The 16,871-nt window shown below is 71.5% G+C and carries 19 protein-coding genes; 9 read left to right on the forward strand and 10 right to left on the reverse strand.

Annotated features, from left to right (window positions below):
- Position 1: 1 nt before the first annotated feature.
- Both DSM104329_RS26860 and DSM104329_RS26865 read right to left on the reverse strand, forming a co-directional pair.
- A complete protein-coding gene (locus DSM104329_RS26860) occupies positions 2 to 127 on the reverse strand; it encodes a hypothetical protein (RefSeq protein WP_259312941.1) in 126 nt (41 codons plus the stop codon).
- A gap of 97 nt (positions 128 to 224) precedes the next feature.
- Entirely contained in the window at positions 225 to 1,562 is a 1,338-nt protein-coding gene (locus DSM104329_RS26865; protein ID WP_259312942.1) for a hypothetical protein, read from the reverse strand.
- Between the two features lie 116 nt (positions 1,563 to 1,678).
- Between DSM104329_RS26865 and DSM104329_RS26870 the strand changes: the two genes are divergently transcribed.
- Positions 1,679 to 3,046, forward strand: a complete 1,368-nt coding sequence (locus tag DSM104329_RS26870; RefSeq protein WP_259312943.1) for a flavin monoamine oxidase family protein — start codon at positions 1,679 to 1,681, stop codon at positions 3,044 to 3,046.
- Positions 3,047 to 3,077: 31 nt separating this feature from the next.
- On the opposite strand, the gene DSM104329_RS26875 is transcribed toward DSM104329_RS26870, so the two are convergent.
- Positions 3,078 to 3,530 (reverse strand): MarR family winged helix-turn-helix transcriptional regulator, encoded by a 453-nt coding sequence (locus tag DSM104329_RS26875; protein WP_259312944.1) that lies wholly within the window; start codon positions 3,528 to 3,530, stop codon positions 3,078 to 3,080.
- A gap of 13 nt (positions 3,531 to 3,543) precedes the next feature.
- Entirely contained in the window at positions 3,544 to 4,980 is a 1,437-nt protein-coding gene (locus DSM104329_RS26880) for a DHA2 family efflux MFS transporter permease subunit (RefSeq protein WP_259312945.1), read from the reverse strand.
- A 292-nt stretch (positions 4,981 to 5,272) separates the two neighbouring features.
- Here DSM104329_RS26880 and DSM104329_RS26885 point away from each other — a divergent pair, with 292 nt between their 5' ends.
- The 3 genes from DSM104329_RS26885 (at position 5,273) to csrA (ending at position 6,801) form a co-directional block, all read left to right on the forward strand.
- Positions 5,273 to 5,659, forward strand: a complete 387-nt coding sequence (locus DSM104329_RS26885; protein ID WP_259312946.1) for a response regulator — start codon at positions 5,273 to 5,275, stop codon at positions 5,657 to 5,659.
- Positions 5,660 to 5,924: 265 nt separating this feature from the next.
- On the forward strand, positions 5,925 to 6,557 hold the full coding sequence (locus tag DSM104329_RS26890; protein WP_259312947.1) for a hypothetical protein: 633 nt from the start codon (positions 5,925 to 5,927) through the stop codon (positions 6,555 to 6,557).
- A gap of 46 nt (positions 6,558 to 6,603) precedes the next feature.
- Positions 6,604 to 6,801 carry a carbon storage regulator CsrA gene (csrA, locus tag DSM104329_RS26895; RefSeq protein WP_259312948.1) on the forward strand — a complete coding sequence of 66 codons (198 nt, stop codon included), beginning with the start codon at positions 6,604 to 6,606 and terminating at the stop codon, positions 6,799 to 6,801.
- Between the two features lie 575 nt (positions 6,802 to 7,376).
- Here csrA and DSM104329_RS26900 read toward each other — a convergent pair.
- From DSM104329_RS26900 to DSM104329_RS26920, 5 genes are all read right to left on the reverse strand, one after another.
- On the reverse strand, positions 7,377 to 7,949 hold the full coding sequence (locus DSM104329_RS26900) for a hypothetical protein (protein WP_259312949.1): 573 nt from the start codon (positions 7,947 to 7,949) through the stop codon (positions 7,377 to 7,379).
- Positions 7,946 to 8,170: a hypothetical protein gene (locus DSM104329_RS26905; protein WP_259312950.1), complete on the reverse strand. Its 225-nt coding sequence runs from the start codon at positions 8,168 to 8,170 to the stop codon at positions 7,946 to 7,948. The genes DSM104329_RS26900 and DSM104329_RS26905 overlap by 4 nt, the downstream gene beginning before the upstream one ends.
- On the reverse strand, positions 8,167 to 8,343 hold the full coding sequence (locus tag DSM104329_RS26910; RefSeq protein WP_259312951.1) for a hypothetical protein: 177 nt from the start codon (positions 8,341 to 8,343) through the stop codon (positions 8,167 to 8,169). The genes DSM104329_RS26905 and DSM104329_RS26910 overlap by 4 nt, the downstream gene beginning before the upstream one ends.
- Positions 8,344 to 8,390: 47 nt before the next feature.
- Positions 8,391 to 8,621 carry a helix-turn-helix domain-containing protein gene (locus tag DSM104329_RS26915; RefSeq protein ID WP_259312952.1) on the reverse strand — a complete coding sequence of 77 codons (231 nt, stop codon included), beginning with the start codon at positions 8,619 to 8,621 and terminating at the stop codon, positions 8,391 to 8,393.
- Between the two features lie 625 nt (positions 8,622 to 9,246).
- Positions 9,247 to 10,710: a hypothetical protein gene (locus tag DSM104329_RS26920; protein WP_259312953.1), complete on the reverse strand. Its 1,464-nt coding sequence runs from the start codon at positions 10,708 to 10,710 to the stop codon at positions 9,247 to 9,249.
- Positions 10,711 to 11,240: 530 nt separating this feature from the next.
- Between DSM104329_RS26920 and DSM104329_RS26925 the strand changes: the two genes are divergently transcribed.
- From DSM104329_RS26925 to DSM104329_RS26945, 5 genes are all read left to right on the forward strand, one after another.
- Complete coding sequence (locus DSM104329_RS26925; protein WP_259312954.1) at positions 11,241 to 12,431, forward strand: sensor histidine kinase; 1,191 nt, start codon at positions 11,241 to 11,243, stop codon at positions 12,429 to 12,431.
- Complete coding sequence (locus DSM104329_RS26930) at positions 12,428 to 13,075, forward strand: response regulator transcription factor (protein ID WP_259312955.1); 648 nt, start codon at positions 12,428 to 12,430, stop codon at positions 13,073 to 13,075. The genes DSM104329_RS26925 and DSM104329_RS26930 overlap by 4 nt, the downstream gene beginning before the upstream one ends.
- Before the next feature lie 36 nt (positions 13,076 to 13,111).
- On the forward strand, positions 13,112 to 14,659 hold the full coding sequence (locus DSM104329_RS26935; protein ID WP_259312956.1) for an alpha-amylase family glycosyl hydrolase: 1,548 nt from the start codon (positions 13,112 to 13,114) through the stop codon (positions 14,657 to 14,659).
- A gap of 72 nt (positions 14,660 to 14,731) precedes the next feature.
- The gene (locus tag DSM104329_RS26940) at positions 14,732 to 15,022 is read left to right on the forward strand and encodes a hypothetical protein (RefSeq protein ID WP_259312957.1); all 291 of its coding nucleotides are present in this window, start codon (positions 14,732 to 14,734) and stop codon (positions 15,020 to 15,022) included.
- A gap of 60 nt (positions 15,023 to 15,082) precedes the next feature.
- Positions 15,083 to 15,706, forward strand: coding sequence for a hypothetical protein (locus DSM104329_RS26945; RefSeq protein ID WP_259312958.1), 624 nt, complete (start codon positions 15,083 to 15,085; stop codon positions 15,704 to 15,706).
- On the opposite strand, the gene DSM104329_RS26950 is transcribed toward DSM104329_RS26945, so the two are convergent.
- On the reverse strand, positions 15,664 to 16,851 hold the full coding sequence (locus DSM104329_RS26950; RefSeq protein ID WP_259312959.1) for a lysylphosphatidylglycerol synthase transmembrane domain-containing protein: 1,188 nt from the start codon (positions 16,849 to 16,851) through the stop codon (positions 15,664 to 15,666). The genes DSM104329_RS26945 and DSM104329_RS26950 overlap by 43 nt on opposite strands.
- Between the last annotated feature and the right edge of the window lie 20 nt (positions 16,852 to 16,871).

A 16,871-nucleotide genomic window follows, 5' to 3' on the forward strand; every position in this document is an offset into this window, starting at 1 on the left:
GTCAGTCAGCGCTGGGCGTGGCGTCGGCGCGCTTGTCACAGCCGTGGAAGGGCGATACATCGCCGGCGTCCCAGGCCTCGCGCAGCCCTGGGGTGCTGAGATCCCAGTCGGGGCGGATCTCGGACATGGCGGCGCGCAGGTCGTGTGCAACAACCGGAAGACGGCCACGGAGAGCGCCGACGTCTCCGCGGCGAGCACGCGCCCAACCATCCCGACCCGGTGAGCTACCGTGCGACGGAGCGCACCCCGTCGCATCCCCACGGGCGGTTCAGACGAGCCGACCGTTCCGGAGCATGGATCATGGCTCGGCCGAAGCGCCAGCAACGGATGGGGATGGACCCCAGTCCCTCCCCAAACTGGGCGCCATGACCAGCGAGTTGCGCGCCGACCTCGGCGCGGGCACTTCGCGGCATGGGAGCAGCCGCAGCTGCTCGGCGTGGACGTCCGCGCCACCTTCCGAGCGCTGCGGTAGCCGACGAGCCGTTACGGGCTCTCGTGCTCGGGCTGCTCGTCGAGCTGGGTCGGCGGCCCAGTGAGGTCGGGCGACGCGTTCGGCGGCTGGGTTCCCAGCTCGAACGCCGTGGCCACCGGCGGCTTGGTCCCGGTTCCCGGAGGTGGCCGGGCCGGTAGTCGGCCGGGCCCGGGCTGGACCCGGTGCCCGGGGGCGGCTGGCCGCCGCCGATCGCCGCGACGCCGGTGGATATCGCCACCACGCAGCTGACGCCGACCGCAAGCGCCCCGGCGACGGCCAGCCGGGCGCGCCGGCCCTGCATGGGCATCAGCAGACCACCACCAGGCGGAACGGCACGTCGGCGGCGGCACCGGCGCTGTTGTTCGTGTCCACGAACACGGCCTCGACGTTGCCGGACCGATCGGCGACGTTGACCTCGCCCGGAGACGACCCTGCGCCCGCCGGGCCCGATCGTGGCCACCGCGGTGCAGTTGCTGACTGCGCGCGCGAAATCCACCTCGTACTGGCCGACACCGGGCAGCTTGAGCACCGTCACGCCGCCGCCGCTCGAGTTGGCCAGCGTGCCGTTCGCGTCGACCTCGGCGAACAGGACGCCGACGTCCTGGTTGCTCAGTCCGAAGTCGACGATCTCGCCGGAGTCGATGGAGTTGTCGGCGACCTCGGTCGCCGCGACGGCGTCGACCCCGATCTCAGCCTGTCCGATTGCCTTGGTCTGGATGTCGGCGCTGCCGAGGCCGCCGCCTGCCTCGGTGTCGTCGAGGACCTTCGCGCTCGTCACCGCGCCGTCCGCGAGATCGTCCGTCTTGACCGCGCCGTCCGCGAGATCGTCCGTCTTGACCTCGCCGTCCTTGATGTCGTTCGTCTTGATCGACTCGTCGATAATCTTCGAGCTCGACACCGAGTTGGCGCCAATATCGTCGAGCGTGACCTCGCCGTTCCTGATGTCGGCCGATCTGATCGACTCATCGATGATGTCGCCGCTGCCGATCGTGTTGGCGGCGTACGCGCCACCGGTCGAGACGGCGATGAACAGCGCCAGCGACGAAGCGACGTTCGCGTACGTCACCTTCGACCGCAGCCTCCCGAGCATGCGTGCCCCCTCCCTGGTGGTTGAAGGCTCGACACCATCCGCACAAAATCGCGCTGGACAAGCCGCATCCGATGGGAGTCGCTCAGGCTGGTCCTGACCGCGAGAGAGGACAGACCATGCAGACCGCTGACATCGTCGTCGTCGGCGCCGGGCTCGCCGGCCTGACCGCCGCGCGCCGCCTGCAGCAGCAGGGCCGCCGCGTCGTCGTCCTGGAGGCTCGCGATCGCGTCGGGGGACGCATCCTCAACCACACGTTCGCCGACGGCACGATCGTCGAGCTGGGCGGTCAGTGGGTCGGGCCCACGCAGGACCGGGTCCTCGCGCTCGCCGAGGAGCTCGGCCTCGGGACGTTCCCCAGCTACGAGGCGGGCGACCACATCCTCTCGGTCGACGGCGAGGCCCGTCGCTGGCAGGACGAGACGTTCGGCCTCGACGAGAAGGCGCTGATCGACGTCGCCGAGACCCAGGCGGCGCTCGAGACGCTCGCGGCGACCGTTCCGCTCGACGCGCCCTGGGACGCGCCCGACGCGCGCGATCTGGACGCACAGACGCTGGAGTCGTGGCTGGCCGCGCACATGCGGACCGAGCACGGCCTGAGCTTCTGGCGCATGCTCGTGCCGGCGCTGTTCAGCGCCGAGACCGACCAGATGTCGCTGCTGCACTTCCTGTTCTACATCCGGTCCGGGGGGATGATCGACATGCTCGTGGCGACCGGCGGCGGCGCGCAGGACAGTCGCGTGACGGGCGGCAGCCAGACGATCGCGTCGCGCATGGCCGAGCAGCTCGGCGATGCGGTGCGGCTCGGTTGCCCGGTGCATCTCATCCGCCAGGACGCGGGCGGCGTCGAGGTCGTGCACGAGCACGGCGGCGTGCGCGCCGAGCGCGTCATCGTCGCCGTGCCACCGGCGCTTGCTGGCCGCATCCGCTACCTCCCGGCGCTTCCGGCACGACGCGACCACCTCACCCAGCAGGTGCCGATGGGCTGCGTGATCAAGATGCAGGTCCGCTACGACGCGCCGTTCTGGCGCGAGGACGGGCTGTCGGGCTTCGTGCTCAGCCTCGACGACCCGGTCGGCGTCATGTTCGACAACAGCCCGGAGGATCTGCGCTCGGGCGTCCTGCTCGGCTTCCTTGAGGGCGAGCACGCGACGGCCGCTTCGCTGATGGAGGCGGGCGACCGCCGCGAGCTGGTGCTCGGCTGCTTCGCCAAGCACGTCGGCGAGCGCGCGCTGGCCCCCATCGAGTACGTCGAACAGGACTGGACGGCGGAGGAGTGGTCGCGCGGCTGCTACGGCGGGCGGATGGGCACCGGCGTGTGGACCCGCTACGCGCAGGCGCTGCGAGAGCCCGTGGGCCGCATCCACTGGGCCGGCGCCGAGACCTCCGCCGTGTGGAACGGCTACATGGACGGCGCGGTGCGCTCGGGCGAACAGGCCGCGCAGGAGGCGCTCGCCGCGCTGGGCGAGACGACGGCGGCCGGGTGATCTGGCGCGCCAGAGGGATCCGTCAGGCCGCCTACTTCGCCGCTCTGATGCTCGTCAGGATCCGCCGCAGCGCCTCCAGGTCGCCGGGAGCGAGCTCGGCGAGCGCGGGCGGCGGCGTGGCGAGGATCGCGTCGGCGCGCAGGGCCAGCTTCCTGCCCTTGCGCGTCACCTCGACGACCTTCGCCCGGCGGTCGGTGGGATGCGGGCGGCGGGTCACGAGGCCCTGGGCTTCGAGGTCGTCGACGACCACGGTCGCGTTGGGAGGGTCGATGCCCAGCGCGGCGGCGAGCTCGCGCATCGACATCGGTTGGCGCGCGAGCCGGCGGACCGCTCGCGCGCGGGCGAAGCTGATGCCGAGGGCGTCGGAGACCTCGCGCCGTCGCTGCTGGTCGAGCACGAGGTCGGACATGAGCAGCCAGACCTCGCGGGCGGTGACCGAGCCGGTGTCCCCGGGGGAAGCGTCCTTGGCGTCGCGTGCGGTCATCCGAGGCCTCAGCCTATGCAGCGAGCGCCTCCGGGTTGAGCCGAGCCGCGGTGCGGCGGGCGGACGTGCGGGCCCGGCCGGTGGTCGCGACCAGACCCAGCGCCAGCACGACGACGCCGCTCGCGGTGAGCGTCCACCACGCGGGGTGGCCGGCGGACGCCAGGCTCGCACCGGCCGACTCCCCGAGATGAGACGTGACGATGGCCCCGACGACCGCCACGCCGAGCGTCTGGCCGAGCTGGCGGGATGTGGTGGCGATCGCCGACGCGACGCCGGCCTGGGCGCGCGGCATCCCGGACACGGCGGCGTTGGTGATCGGGGCGTTGACGAGGCCGAAGCCGGCGCCGAAGATCGCGTACGCCACGAGCAGCCAGGCGAGGGGCGTCGCGGGGCCGATCCCGATCAGCATCGCGCACGCGGTCACCGAGAGGACGCCGGAGATCGCCAGCGGCAGGCGCGGACCCCGGCGGCCGACCATGCGGCCCGACAGCGGGGACAGCACGACGGTCATGACGGCCATGGGCAGGATCGCCAGCCCGGCCTGCAACGGCGAGAGGCCCCGGACCTCCTGGAGGTAGAGCGTGTTCAGGAACAGGAAGCCGCCGAACGCGGCGAACGCGGCCAGTGAGATGACGATCGACGACGTGAACGGGATCGACCGGAAGAACCGCAGGTCGATGAGGGGCTGATCCCGCCGCGGCTCGTGGACGAGCAGCGCGACCAGCGCGGCCGCGGAGGCCGAGAACGCGGCCAGGATCGCCGGCGCGGACCATCCCCGGACCGGGGCCTCGATGATCCCGAAGGTCAGCGCCCCCAGCAGCACGATCACCAGCGCCTGTCCGACGGGATCGAAGCGACGGGCCGTCGGCGCCTTCGACTCGGGGATGAAGCGCAGCGTCAGGGCGATCGCCGCGAGCCCGACGGGGATGTTGATCCAGAAGATCGACCGCCAGCCGACCGAGGACACCAGCGTGCCGCCGACGATCGGTCCGAGCGCCATCGAGATGCCGAAGATGGCCCCCCAGACGCCCACCGCCTGCGCCCGCTCGCGCGGCTGCGTGAACGTGTTGGTGATGATGGACATGGCGACCGGGTTGAGCATCGAGCCGCCCACCGCCTGCAGCACACGAGCCGCCACGAGGAGCTCGACGCTCGGCGCCAGGCTGCACAGCAGGGACGCCACCGAGAACACCGTGAGGCCGGTCACGAACGTCCGCCGGCGGCCGACGCGGTCCGCCATGGACCCCGAGAACAGCAGCAGGCTCGCCATCACCACCGTGTACGCGCCGACCGTCCACTGCAGCCCGGAGATGCCGGCGTGCAGCTCTCCCTGGATGGTCGGCAGGGCGACGTTCACCGCGGTGACGTCGAGCCCGACGATGAAGAGGCTCATCGAGCAGATGAGCAGGATGGCGATCCTGCGGTTGCGGCTCAGCGCGCTGACGGCCATGGCGGACCCCTCTCCGGAGCGTTACTTATTGATTCATAATGATAATTAACCTATCAGGAGTTGGGTGAGTGTCAAGGGGTCGCGGACGATGTACCGGGCAGCAGCAAACGCTCAACTGTCGCGCTCCCTTCTGGGAACTTCTGTCCGGCGACGAACTCTGCGGCGACATTTGCAACACGGCCGTTCCAGTGGCTGCGACACTTGGGCCTCTGAGTGGACCAGACTTCCCGACCGGTTTCCGGTTCCGGTGCCTGCCATGACCATCTGTTCTTGTCGAGTTCTGATAGTCCGGATGAGTGGCGCCGCCGCCGCCCTCGAGGCCTGCTTGGCTTCAAGCGGCGTACAAGTGATCGTCGGCGCCTCGGATGGCCTTGACGACGCAGTGCTGTTTGATCCGGACGTCGTCGTTATTGACTTGGACGCGATCGACGACGAGGCGGAAGCCATCGCGGCGACGTACTCGCAGACCGTGCCGAGGACTCGTGTCCTGTTCCTCGCGGGCAGCGCCGAGCAATCGGATATTCAGCGGGCCGTGATGGCTGGGGCTGCCGGACTGCTGGCGCGAGACACGCCGGTCGAGGCGCTGGCGCGCGCGGCTTGCGGCGTAAGCCGAGGCGAGGCTGGCGTGCCTCGCTGGATGCAATCAGCATTGCTCGATCTGTTCCGCGAGACTGCCTGATGCGCAATCGCGCAGCCCCGGCTTCGACTGCGCGGGCGGCCCCGGTCGAGCAGCGCGGCATCCCGCCCAAGCCGATCCCGCGAGCGCTCGTTGGTGCCTCGCTTGGGTGCGTCGGTCTACCGCAGGACAGACTGACGGCGACACGGGCGGACCGTCGGCACGCTTGCTGCGATACGCGGTTTTCGACGGCGGTGTTCGACGGCGGCGCAGCACGTCCTGCCAACCTTCGGAGCGTCGCGCGCGTTTACCTCAGAAGAACCTGCCCATGCGGGGCCGGATCAACCATCAAGGAGCATCCATGACCCGACGGATCACAGTCGCGATCGCGTCGATCGCCGCGCTCGGCATCGCGAGCATCGCGAGCGCCGACGCCGGCCACTCCGCGAAGACCTACAAGGCGTCGCTGGACGCCGTCGACCCCGCCGCCACCACCGCCGGGCTCGCGGACGTGGTGGGTCATGCTCGGCTGGTCGACGCCAAGAAGCACGACAAGGTCGCCCTGCACGTGCGCAACCTTGCGCCGGGCACCTTGTATCTGTGGCACGTGCATGGGGGCAGCTGCGCCGCCACCGGCGCACCGGTTGCCGGCTGGACCTACCGCACGCATGACGCGGGCGGCAACGGCACGCTGACGTCCAACGCGTCGGGCAACGCGAACACCAAGGGCACGTCGGTCACATTCACGGCCGACCCCGCCAAGCGCTACTCCGTCAACGTGCACGTCGCGGCGCCCACCAACGGTGTGCCCGCCGGCACCATCATCGCCTGCGGTGACCTGAACGCAAGCAAGGCCAGCGGCAAGAGCAAGCCGCACGGGTCAAGCGACAACAGCAGGCGCGGCGACGAGCACGGCCCGAACAAGCCGCATCCGTCGCAGGCCCACCGCCCGAAGTCGTAAACCCCAGGCGTTTGCCGACCCGCGAACGGGGCAGGCGCTGGTTGCCATGCTCGTGCTCACGCGCAAGCCGAACCAGAGCATCATGATCGGCGATGACATCGAGATCGCGCTGCTCTCGATCATGGGGCAAAAGGTGCGCATCGGTGTCCAGGCTCCACCGGGCGTCCCAGTGTTCCGCAACGAGGTCTACGCCCAACGGCAGGACGGGCGCTTACGGCGGCCACCCGTGCCGCCTCGGGCGTGACGCATCGCCCGGGCGCCGCGAGCCATTGATTCGCGCGGCGATTCGGCCAATGTGTCGCGCAGACGCTCGATCGTCGAGCTGGGCCCGCACGATCACCGCATCCAGCGACTCCACGCGGGTCGCCTCGCGAGCAACGCGTCCCGCTCCTTTCACCAAACGCCCGGTTCGGCACAGCTTCGGCACCGTTTCAGGACACGTTCGAGCGGCAGTTTTTCTCCCGAGAATCCCCCTGCGTGCACGCCCCCAATGCGCGTGGGGGTTGCCCCCCGGGGGTGGTCGCGATTTGGTGCACGTGCACCAAGTCGGGCGCCGCGATCTTGGGCATGTGCCCAAAATCGGAGGCCGCTCCGGTGGCGTGGCGTCCGCTCATTGGCCCCGCCCGTGCGGCGTGCGCGGCCCCGAGTCGATGCGCCGGCAGCGCGGGCAGACGTGCGGCCCGCGATCGGCGCGCGGCAACTGGCGCAGGGCCGCAGCGGCGGGCGCCCGTGGCTCGGGTTCGCGGTGGCGGGCGGGCGCAGGCGCCAACGCACGTCAGGCGACCGCGTCCTCGTGGTCATCGTCCGCGAACGCGAACCTCACGGTCGGCGGCGTGGCGGGCATCGGCGTCGGCACGGCGCGTTGCCGCGTTCGAGCGCGCGGCGGCAGTCGCGGGCGATGGTGTCCCACGCGTCGAGCGACGGCACCCTGGCCCGGTCGGGGTTCGGTGCGGCGCGCATCAGGTCGAGGACGCTGCTCTCCATCGCGTGCCAGTGTCGGGTCGCGGCGATCAGTTCGCCGGCGGCGTCCGCGATGGCGCCGGCCGCCGCCTCGGCGTCCGGGGCGGCCTCGGCGAGCAGGCCGTCGAGGTGCGCCTCGACGTAGCTGGCACGTTCGGAGCGGACACGCGCTAGGTCACGGCGGGCACCTTCGGCACGCTCGACGGCGTCCTGACGGGTCGCGTCGAGCTTCGCGCGCTCGGCGTTGAGCTTTTTGGCGGCGGCATCGTCTTGGCGGGCGTGCGCCTCGACGATGCTCTCGCCGATGGCGCGGATGCGGTCGACGAGGACGTGTAGCGCCTCATCGGCAGCGCGTGCGGCCGTGGCGCGCTCGGCCACGACGGCGTCGTGGGCGGCCAACGCCGCGTGGGCGGGACGGTCGTCGCGGGTCACGAAGGCGCCCCCGGATCGAGCGGGACGCCGACCCACGGGTCCGCCTTCGCGGCGATCTGCTCCCCGAGGTCGCTGCTCGCCGGCGCCCACTGGCGGCGCATCCGGCCGTGAAGCTCGCCGAGGAATTCGCTGTCGCGCTGCTGCTGTGCGGTCTGGCGCTGCTCGGCGGCATCGGCGAGGGCGCGCAACTCGGCGGGCGAGAGGTTCGAGAGGTCGGTCATGGCGCGGGTTCCTCGGCCGGCTGGTCTCCGATGCCCCATGAAGGGACGTCGCTCGTCGCGACGATCACGGTCGCGGTCGCGGACGTCGAGTCCGGGAACAGGCGGGCGTGCTCGGCGGTGGCGGCGTCGACGACGGCCTGGACGTCCTCGGGCGTCCGCACGGCCCGCGACACCGGCGCATGGACGGTGAGGGTTGACGTGTCGTCGGTGACGACGACGGTCAGTTCGGATTCGATAATGCGGGGGTCTCCTGATTCGTGGCGGTGCGGTGCTCGGCGACGTAGGCGTCGAGGTCTTCGCGGGCGACCCGTAGCGGCGCGGAGTCACTATCGCCGAGGCGGATTGCGGGCAGTTCGCCGGACGAAATGCGGCGGCGGACGGAGAGCGGCGAGAGGCCGAGGCGGCCAGCGACCTGACGAATGGTCAGAAGGTCGGCCTGGCGTTCATCCATGCGAAACCGTATCAATCGTGATGGGCGGCGGCGGCGTTTTCTCGGGCCGGCGACGTCGCACCATTTGTCACACGTGACGGGAATCCGGCCGCCGCCGAGATTTTGGACATGTATCCAAAATCGGCACCTACAGCGTCGCTGTCGAGGGCCGTGGGCGGGCGACAGGTCGGGACGGGCAGACCCCTCCAAACAGGGGTCCATTCTTTGGCTTATCTATGCGGCAAAGGTGTTACAATTTGCGTCGCCGCGACCGTTTCCCTTCGGGCGCGAAGGTGTTACACAATGAGCCTGATACGTCGGTGCACGCGATGCCAGATGGAGCACCCCGAGGGGGACCTCGACGGCTCCACCGACTGGTGTCCGAGGTGTCGCGGCGCGACGACGACGCCCGCGAAGGCCGACCGGCCGCCGGGACGCATGTGCGAAGTCTGTGGCGCGCCAATTGCGGGCTACGCCAATCGCCGGACGTGCTCGACCCGGCTGCCGCGTCGCGCTCAGCCGGAGCCGGCGCAAGCAGGGACGGTGAGCGGACCGGGGTCCGGGTTCGCCGCGCTCGGGGCGCACGGACCGCCGCCGTGCCGCCCCCACACCGAGCTGCCTGAGCCTCTGCCTGAGTCGGGACTGGCTACTTCTCGCCCAGGTAGCGGACGTAGACGTGGTCGTATCGGGGGTCGGGTGTGGCCCCGAGCCGGGAGATGAGGGGAAGGTCGATCGCGGTCGCGATGCTGACGAAGGCGACGTAGTTGCCGCGCGACGACGCAGCTGGCTTGCCCGAGGCGACGGTGAGGTAGTCGCCCTTGGCCAGTGCGCTGGTGGGTGCGGCGCGGGATTCGAGGGAGACGTTGCCGGTCGGGCGGTTCCACAGGAAGACGTCGCGCTGGTTGTTGGTGTCGCTGCGGACCGCGGCGCTCTCCTTGAGGTTGGATGCCTCGGAGTCGAACAGGACGAACTCTCCGGCGCCGCTGATCGATGGGTTGTTGGATGGTGCGTTGCCGATCGAGGTTGCCTTCGATCTGGACACCCAGCGGTGGATGACGGTGCGGCGGCCGAGGTCCGCCTCGGCGATGTCCGACACGCCGTTGAAGTCGCCGGGCAGCAGGTTGGTGGCGGCGGTCTCGAACGCGACGTACCGTCCGTCGTCGCTGGAGTTCGGGCGCGAGGATTGGCGGTTGCCAGCCTGACCGGAGGTGGTGGCGGAGACCAGCCGGGTGCGGAAGCGCAGTGTCTGCTGGCCCTTGCCGCTGCGGCGGGAGGACATGCGCGTGAACGTGCGCTGGTAGACGTCCGTCGTGCCGTTGGCGTCGCGGCCGGCGAGGTTGGATGCCAGCGAGGCGAAGGCCACCGACTTGCCGGCGCGCCCGAAGGCGGGCTCGGTCGAGTCGCCATTGCCGGCGGCGCCGCTGTTAGACGCCGACGCCAGGAATGTCAGGCCGGTGAAGGCGGCGTCGGGGCCCGAGCCCGACAGCATCCGGACGTAGACCTGGTTGACCGGAGCCTGAGGCTGGGCGGGTCTGGCGACACGGCTGGCGCCGGCGCCGACGAGGTTGGTGGCGTGGGCGGTGAACGCCACGCGTTCGCAGGAGCCGTCGAGGGAGACCTCGGTGGTGGGGCCGTCGGCCTGTGCGCCGTCAGAGTTGACCGACACGCGGCTTGTTGTGCCGGTGTTGAGGTCGCGGACGAACGCGTCGGGCTGGCCGTTGGTGTCGCCGGGCACGAGGTTGGAGGCCGCGGAGATGAACGCGACGCAGTGCGGGGCGTGGTGGGAGTCGCCGTCCAGCGATGGGTTGGTTGACGGGCCGTTGGCGGGCGCGTCGTCCATGCCGATCGACGCGAGCGTGGTGTCGCCCATCGCCCAGGGCGTGCCTGGCTGGCCCCCGGCGCGGCGGGTGACGAACACGTCGGTGGTGCCGTTGGGGTCGTCGGCGACGATGTCCGAGGCGTCGGACTCAAACGCGATCAGCCGCGCGATCCGCTGGTCGTGGGAGACGGTTGGGTCGCGCGAGGGGCCGTTGGGAAACGCTCCGTCGGTGCTACGCGAGAGCAGGAACGTCGTGCGCGCCGCCCGTGCACCGGCAGCGGCCGGCATCATGGCTGTGCACGCGGTGGTCGCGAGAGCGGCACACAGGAGCCGCGCTCCGGAATGGAAGCGATGATCCAACACAGTCGCCCGGTCTATGAACGATCAGGTTGATGTGCCCATAACAAACTCTACTCTGCGACGTCCGATAACGGTCGTCGTGGCCCGATGACGCCAGGAACTACATCCAGGCGGGCGCGGGAGCTTCGAGCCTGAGAGGTGGTCGGTGTCGTCGAACACCTCCAGCCTCCCAGCGGGCACGGATGAGCCTCAATGGACGTAGCGCCTGTACCCCCCGCTTGGGGCCCGAGGAAGCCCGTGACGGTGCCCGGCTCGCAGCGGAAGCTGACATCGGAGACGATCGTCCGTCCCCCGAGCTGCTTGGTGATTCGTTCGGCTTCGATCATGCCCGCAGACTCACGGAGGGCGGGGCGGCCGACCACGGTCCGAGGGCTGTGCCTGCCGCGCCCAGCGGCGGTGGCCGACCCCGACTTTGGTAGGGGGTCGCGCCCATGACCGTCGCTTAGCCTTCACCTCGAGCGATGACCCGCCACGCGACAGCACGCTTCACCGATCCGCTGGCCGCCCGGCTGCGCGCCGCGCTGCCGGAGGTCGTCAGCGATCCCCCCGAGCACCGGCGCGACCGCCTGGTCGACGCGGCGATGTACGTGTTCGCGTTCGGGATCGCGACCGCCACGCTCGTGGACACGTGGGACCAGCATCCGCCGTGGCTGCGCCCCGTGGCGATCGTGGTCGGGATCGCGGCCATCGTCTCGCTGCGCTGGCGGCGGACGCATCCGGCCGCGGTGGGGATCGGCGTCGGGGCCGTCGCCCTCGTGATCCTCACGGCATCCGGCGCCAACATCGTCGCCACCTTCAACGCGGCGATCCGGGCGCGCGGGCGCGACCTCGCGATCATCGCCGCGCTCGCGATCGCCTGGGCGTTCGTCAACCCCCTGCTCTATCCCCCCGCCAGCCAGAGCTACGGGTTCGACGCCGGGGCCAGCCTGCTGATGGCGGGCACGGCGATCGGCTGGGGGCTGTTCGTGCGGGCGCGGCGCCAGCTCGTGCGCTCGCTGCGCGACCAGGCCGACCACGCCGCCGACGAGGCGCGCGAGGCCGAGCGGCGGCGGATCGCGCGCGAGATGCACGACGTGCTCGCCCACCGCCTGTCGCTGCTGTCCGTCCACGCCGGCGCACTCGAGTTCCGCCCCGACGCCCCGGCCGAGGAGATCGCCCAAGCGGCCGGCGTGATCCGCGAGAGCGCACGGGCGGCGCTCGAGGAGCTGCGCGGCGTCATCGGCGTCCTGCGCGAGGACGGGGGCGCGAGCCTGACGGAACCGCCTCAGCCGACGATCGCCGACCTCGCCGCCCTGGTCGAGGAGTCGCGGGCCGCCGGGATGCGGCTCACCGCAGACATCGAGCTCGGTGACACGGCGCCGACGGCCGCCGTCGGCCGCACCGCCTACCGGATCGCGCAGGAGGGCCTGACCAACGCGCGCAAGCACGCGCCCGGAGCGGCCGTGACGCTCACCGTCCAGGCGCCCGAGCACGATCTCCGCGTCGAGGTCCGCAGCCTGGCGCCGGTCGCCGTCGCCTCGGCATCGACGCTGCCGGGCGCGGGAACCGGGCTGATCGGGCTCGCCGAGCGCGTCACGCTCGCCGGGGGCGAGCTCGAGCACGGCGTCGACCCCGAAGGCGCCTTCGTCCTGCGCGCCCGCCTGCCGCGATGATCCGCGTCCTGCTCGTCGACGACGACGCTCTCGTGCGGTCGGGGCTGCGGATGATGCTCGCCGGCGCGCAGACCCTGGAGGTGGTCGGCGAAGCCGCCGACGGGCGCGAGGTGCTCGGCGCGGTCGACCTGCACCGCCCCGACGTCGTCCTCATGGACATCCGCATGCCCCGGCTCGACGGGATCGCGGCCACCCGGCTGCTCGCCGCACAGCCGAGCCCGCCGGCCGTCCTCGTGCTCACCACCTTCGACGCCGACGAGCTCGTGCTGCGCGCGCTGCAGGCCGGCGCGGCCGGGTTCCTGCTCAAGGACACGCCGCCCGCGGAGATCGTGCGCGCCATCGAGCTCGTCCACGCGGGCGACGCGATGCTCTCCCCCACCGTGACCCGCCGGCTCATCTCGATGGTCGCCGGCGACTCCGACGCCGGCGCCCGCGCCGAGCAGGCCCGGGAGCGACTGGCCACGCTCAGCCCGCGCGAGCGCGACGTGGCTCTGGCCGTCGGGCGCGGCTGCGGCAATGCCGAGATCGCCGCCGCGCTGCATCTCTCGGTCGCGACGGTCAAGGGCCACGTCTCCCGGCTCCTCGAGAAGCTCGAGGTCGACAACCGCGTCCAGATCGCCCTGCTCGTGCAGGCCGCGAGCTGAGTTTCGCCGTCCGGCCACCTCGGTAGGGACCAGGTCATGCCCATCCCCTGGTGGCAGCGCGGCGCGATCTACCAGATCTACCCGCGGTCGTTCGCCGACTCGGACGGCGACGGGATCGGCGACCTGCGCGGCATCATCGACCGCCTCGACCACCTCGCGGACCTGCGCGTCGCCGGCATCTGGCTGTCGCCGTTCTACCCGTCGCCGATGGCGGACTTCGGCTACGACGTCGCCGACTACCGCGGAGTCGATCCGGTGTTCGGCACGCTCCAGGACTTCGACGAGCTCGTGCGCGAGGCCCACGCCCGCGACATCCGCGTGGTGATCGACCTCGTCCCCAACCACACGTCCGACCAGCATCCGTGGTTCGCGGAGTCTCGCTCGTCGCGCGACAACCCCAAGCGCGACTGGTACGTCTGGCGCGACGGCCGGGGACCCGGTACGCCGCCGAACGACTGGAAGTCCTCGTTTCCCGCGGTCGGCGGCGCCTGGACGTACGACGAGGCGACGGAGCAGTGGTACCTGCATTCGTTCCTGCCCCAGCAGCCGGACCTCAACTGGGACGAGCCCGAGGTCGAGGCGGCGATCCACGACGTCATGCGCTTCTGGTGTGACCGCGGCGTCGACGGATTCCGCATCGACGTCGTCTACAAGCTCGCCAAGGACCCGCTGCTCCGGGACCCGGCGCCCGGTGCGCCCGTCACGTGGGAGGACTGGCAGCCCACGATCCACGAGCGGCTGCGGCGCCTGCGCAGCGTCGTCGACGAGTACCCGGAGCGGGTGCTCGTCGGCGAGGTCTACCTGCTCGATCTGGAGCGCGTCGTGGCCTACGTGAACAGCGGAGACGAGCTGCACCTCGCCCACAACTTCGTCTTCGTGCACCTGCCGTGGGACGCCGCGGCGTTCCGGGGGGCGATCGACAGCTTCGAGGCGCTGTCCACGGAGGCGGCGTGGCCCGCGTGGTTCCTGGCCAACCACGACCACCCGCGCGTCGCATCGCGCTTCGGCGAACGTCAGGCCCGGGCCGTGCTGCTCATGCTCTATGCGCTGCGGGGCACCCCGTTCGTCTACCAGGGCGAGGAGCTCGGGCTGCCCGATGCCGAGATCGCGCCCGATCGCGTGGTGGACGTCGACGGCCGCGACCCCGAGCGGGCGCCGATCCCGTGGCTCCCTCCCTCGCAGGCCGGCCCCGGCGCGGGCTTCAGCGCGGGCGAGCCGTGGCTGCCGATCACCTCGAGAGCGGAGGAGCTCAACGCGCAGCGCCAGGCCGGCGACGGCGACTCGGCGCTGTCGCTCGCACGGCGCCTGGCGAGCCTGCGGGCGCGGGAGCCGGTGCTGCAGGACGGCGGGCAGCGCTCTCTCGACGCGGGCGACGACCTGCTCGCCTGGCTGCGGGTCGCCGCCGACCAGCGCATGCTCGCGGTGGTGAACTTCGCCGGCGCGCAGCGCCCGTTCAGCGCCGCGCCCGATCTCCCGCAGACGGCGCGGCTCGAGCTGTCCACCGACCCCGGACGCGGCCCCGGCCCGCTGGACCTGCGCGACCTGACGCTCGGACCGTACGAGGCGCTTCTCGCGCACGTGTAGGACGGTGCGGATCGTGCGCGAAGCGATCGCCCGGGAGTAAGCTCGCGCCACCCCACCCGAAGGGAGATGCTCATGTACGTGCGCGTCGTGAGGTTCACGGACGTGACCGCCGAGCGGATGCAGCAGCTGCGCGGGCGGATCGAGGAGTCCGACGGGCCTCCGCCCGGCGTGCCGGCGACGGGACTGCAGGTGCTGTTCGACGAGTCGTCGGGCACCGCGGTGGTCCTCCAGCAGTTCGCGACCGAGGCGGACATGCTCGAAGGCGGCCGCGTCTTCAGCGCCATGGACCCCTCCGAAACGCCGGGCACGCGCGCGTCCGTCGACGAGTGCGAGGTCGCCGTGGACGTGAAGGTCGGGGACTGACCGACGCCGGGCCGGGCGAGCCCGGCGGCCGCCGCCCCGCGCCCGCCACACTCAGAGCCGATGGCCTATGCCGACCTCTTCTGGATCCCGCTCGGCGCAGGCGGGCACTCGGTCGCGTTCAACGGCCGGGTCTTCGAATACCTGGCCGCCGCGGCCCACCATCGCCGGCGGCGCGATCTCTATCACGCCGCCCTCGTCGCCGAGTTCGGCGGCGAGCGCTACGCCATCGAGCTCGCCCCCTCCCCGGACGCCGGCGAGGCGAGCCGCGGCGTGGTCGGGACCGGCCCGGTCGGCAGCCGCGCGCTCGAGCGCCTGCGCGTGTTCCGCTACGAGGTGCGCTGCTGGCGCGGCGGCGCGATTCCCGATATCGGCTATGCGGTTGGCGGCCCGGTGCGCCTGACGACCGACCCGGACGTCGCACGGCGACTGGTCGTGCTCGCCGCGCAGGCGCCCCGCCCGGTGTGGGGCCGCGACGAGATGCACGCCGGCGAGATGTGGAACTCGAACTCGATGATCGCCTGGGTCATCGCCGCGGCCGGCCTGCCGGCGGAGGATCTCCAGCCGCCCGGCGGCGGGCGCGCGCCCGGGTGGAACGCCGGCGTCGTGGTGGCGCACCGCCGCGTGCCCGCACCGCGACCCCGTCAGGTGGGCGGGTCGTCCCTCCGCTCGTCCGCCTCGCCCTGACGGCGAAGGCGCGGGAAGCGCGGGCGGCGCGCCGCCCGCTTGGCCTCGCGCTTCTCGCCACGGCGCGCCTTCTGCTCGGCGACCTTGACCTTCGCGTCCGCGTACGACTGCTCGACGAGGATCTTGCCGCCCGCCCAGCCGAACGCCCACAGGACGAGCGCGAGGGCGAAGAGGACGTTCCACATCGTGATCGCCAGCTGCTGGCCGAGCGAGTACGCCGTCGCCGTGGCCGCGTCCGTCACGCCGCGCAGGGCGGCGACGTTCGTCGCCTGGTTGACGCCGACGCCGCCCGGCGTGACCGAGACCGAGTTCGCGATCGAGTTGCCGCCGACCACCGACATCACCGAGTGAAACGTGACGGCGATCCCGTAGCCCGACAGGAAGATCGCGATCACGCCGAGCTTCGCCAGCCACGCGACGAACGACGGCAGCGCCACCTTGAGGAGGTAGTCGCGCGGATGGGCGAGGATCGCGCCGCCCTGCTTCGCCTTGCCGATGACGCCGTGCAGCTTGCGCCGGAAGATCCGCACGAGGACGACGAGGAGGAACACGATGCCGGCCGCGAGCAGCACCGTGAGCACCGGATCGTCATGCAGCAGCTTGAACTGCCGGTTGAACGTGCCCTCGACCGTCGCGAACAGGTAGACGTAGACGAACGCGCCGATGAGCGAGAAGAAGATCTTCTGCACGAGGATGCCGCCGACGACGCCCGGGAAGTCCGCCGTGGGGATGATCGCCACGAACATCAGCAGCATCACGAACGTGCCGATGTTCGCCGGCAGGAACCCGTTGAGCGCCACGCCGGTCGCGTAGGCGGCGAGGATCTGCCGGTACGGGACGAGCGCCCGCGGGAAGCCGGCGCGCAGGATGAAGTACCAGCCGAGCGCGGTCATCGTCGTCTGCACGGTCTGCAGCGCCCAGCCCGCGACGAGGTACCCGAGGCCGATCGCCGTCAGCGCGTCCCACGTGCTGGCGAGCCACCCCGTCACGTCGACGCCGAGCAACTGCAGCACGACGATCGCGGCCGCGATGCCCGCGATCCACGCGACGACCTTGAGCAGCCGCCGCTTGCGCGAGGGATCGCCGAAGGGCAGCCACCGGCGGTGCCCGGCGGGCGGCACGACGGTCGCTTCGGCGGTGGCCATCGGGTCTAGCTTCTGCGCCC

Source organism: Capillimicrobium parvum, assembly GCF_021172045.1.
Classification (GTDB): domain Bacteria; phylum Actinomycetota; class Thermoleophilia; order Solirubrobacterales; family Solirubrobacteraceae; genus Capillimicrobium; species Capillimicrobium parvum.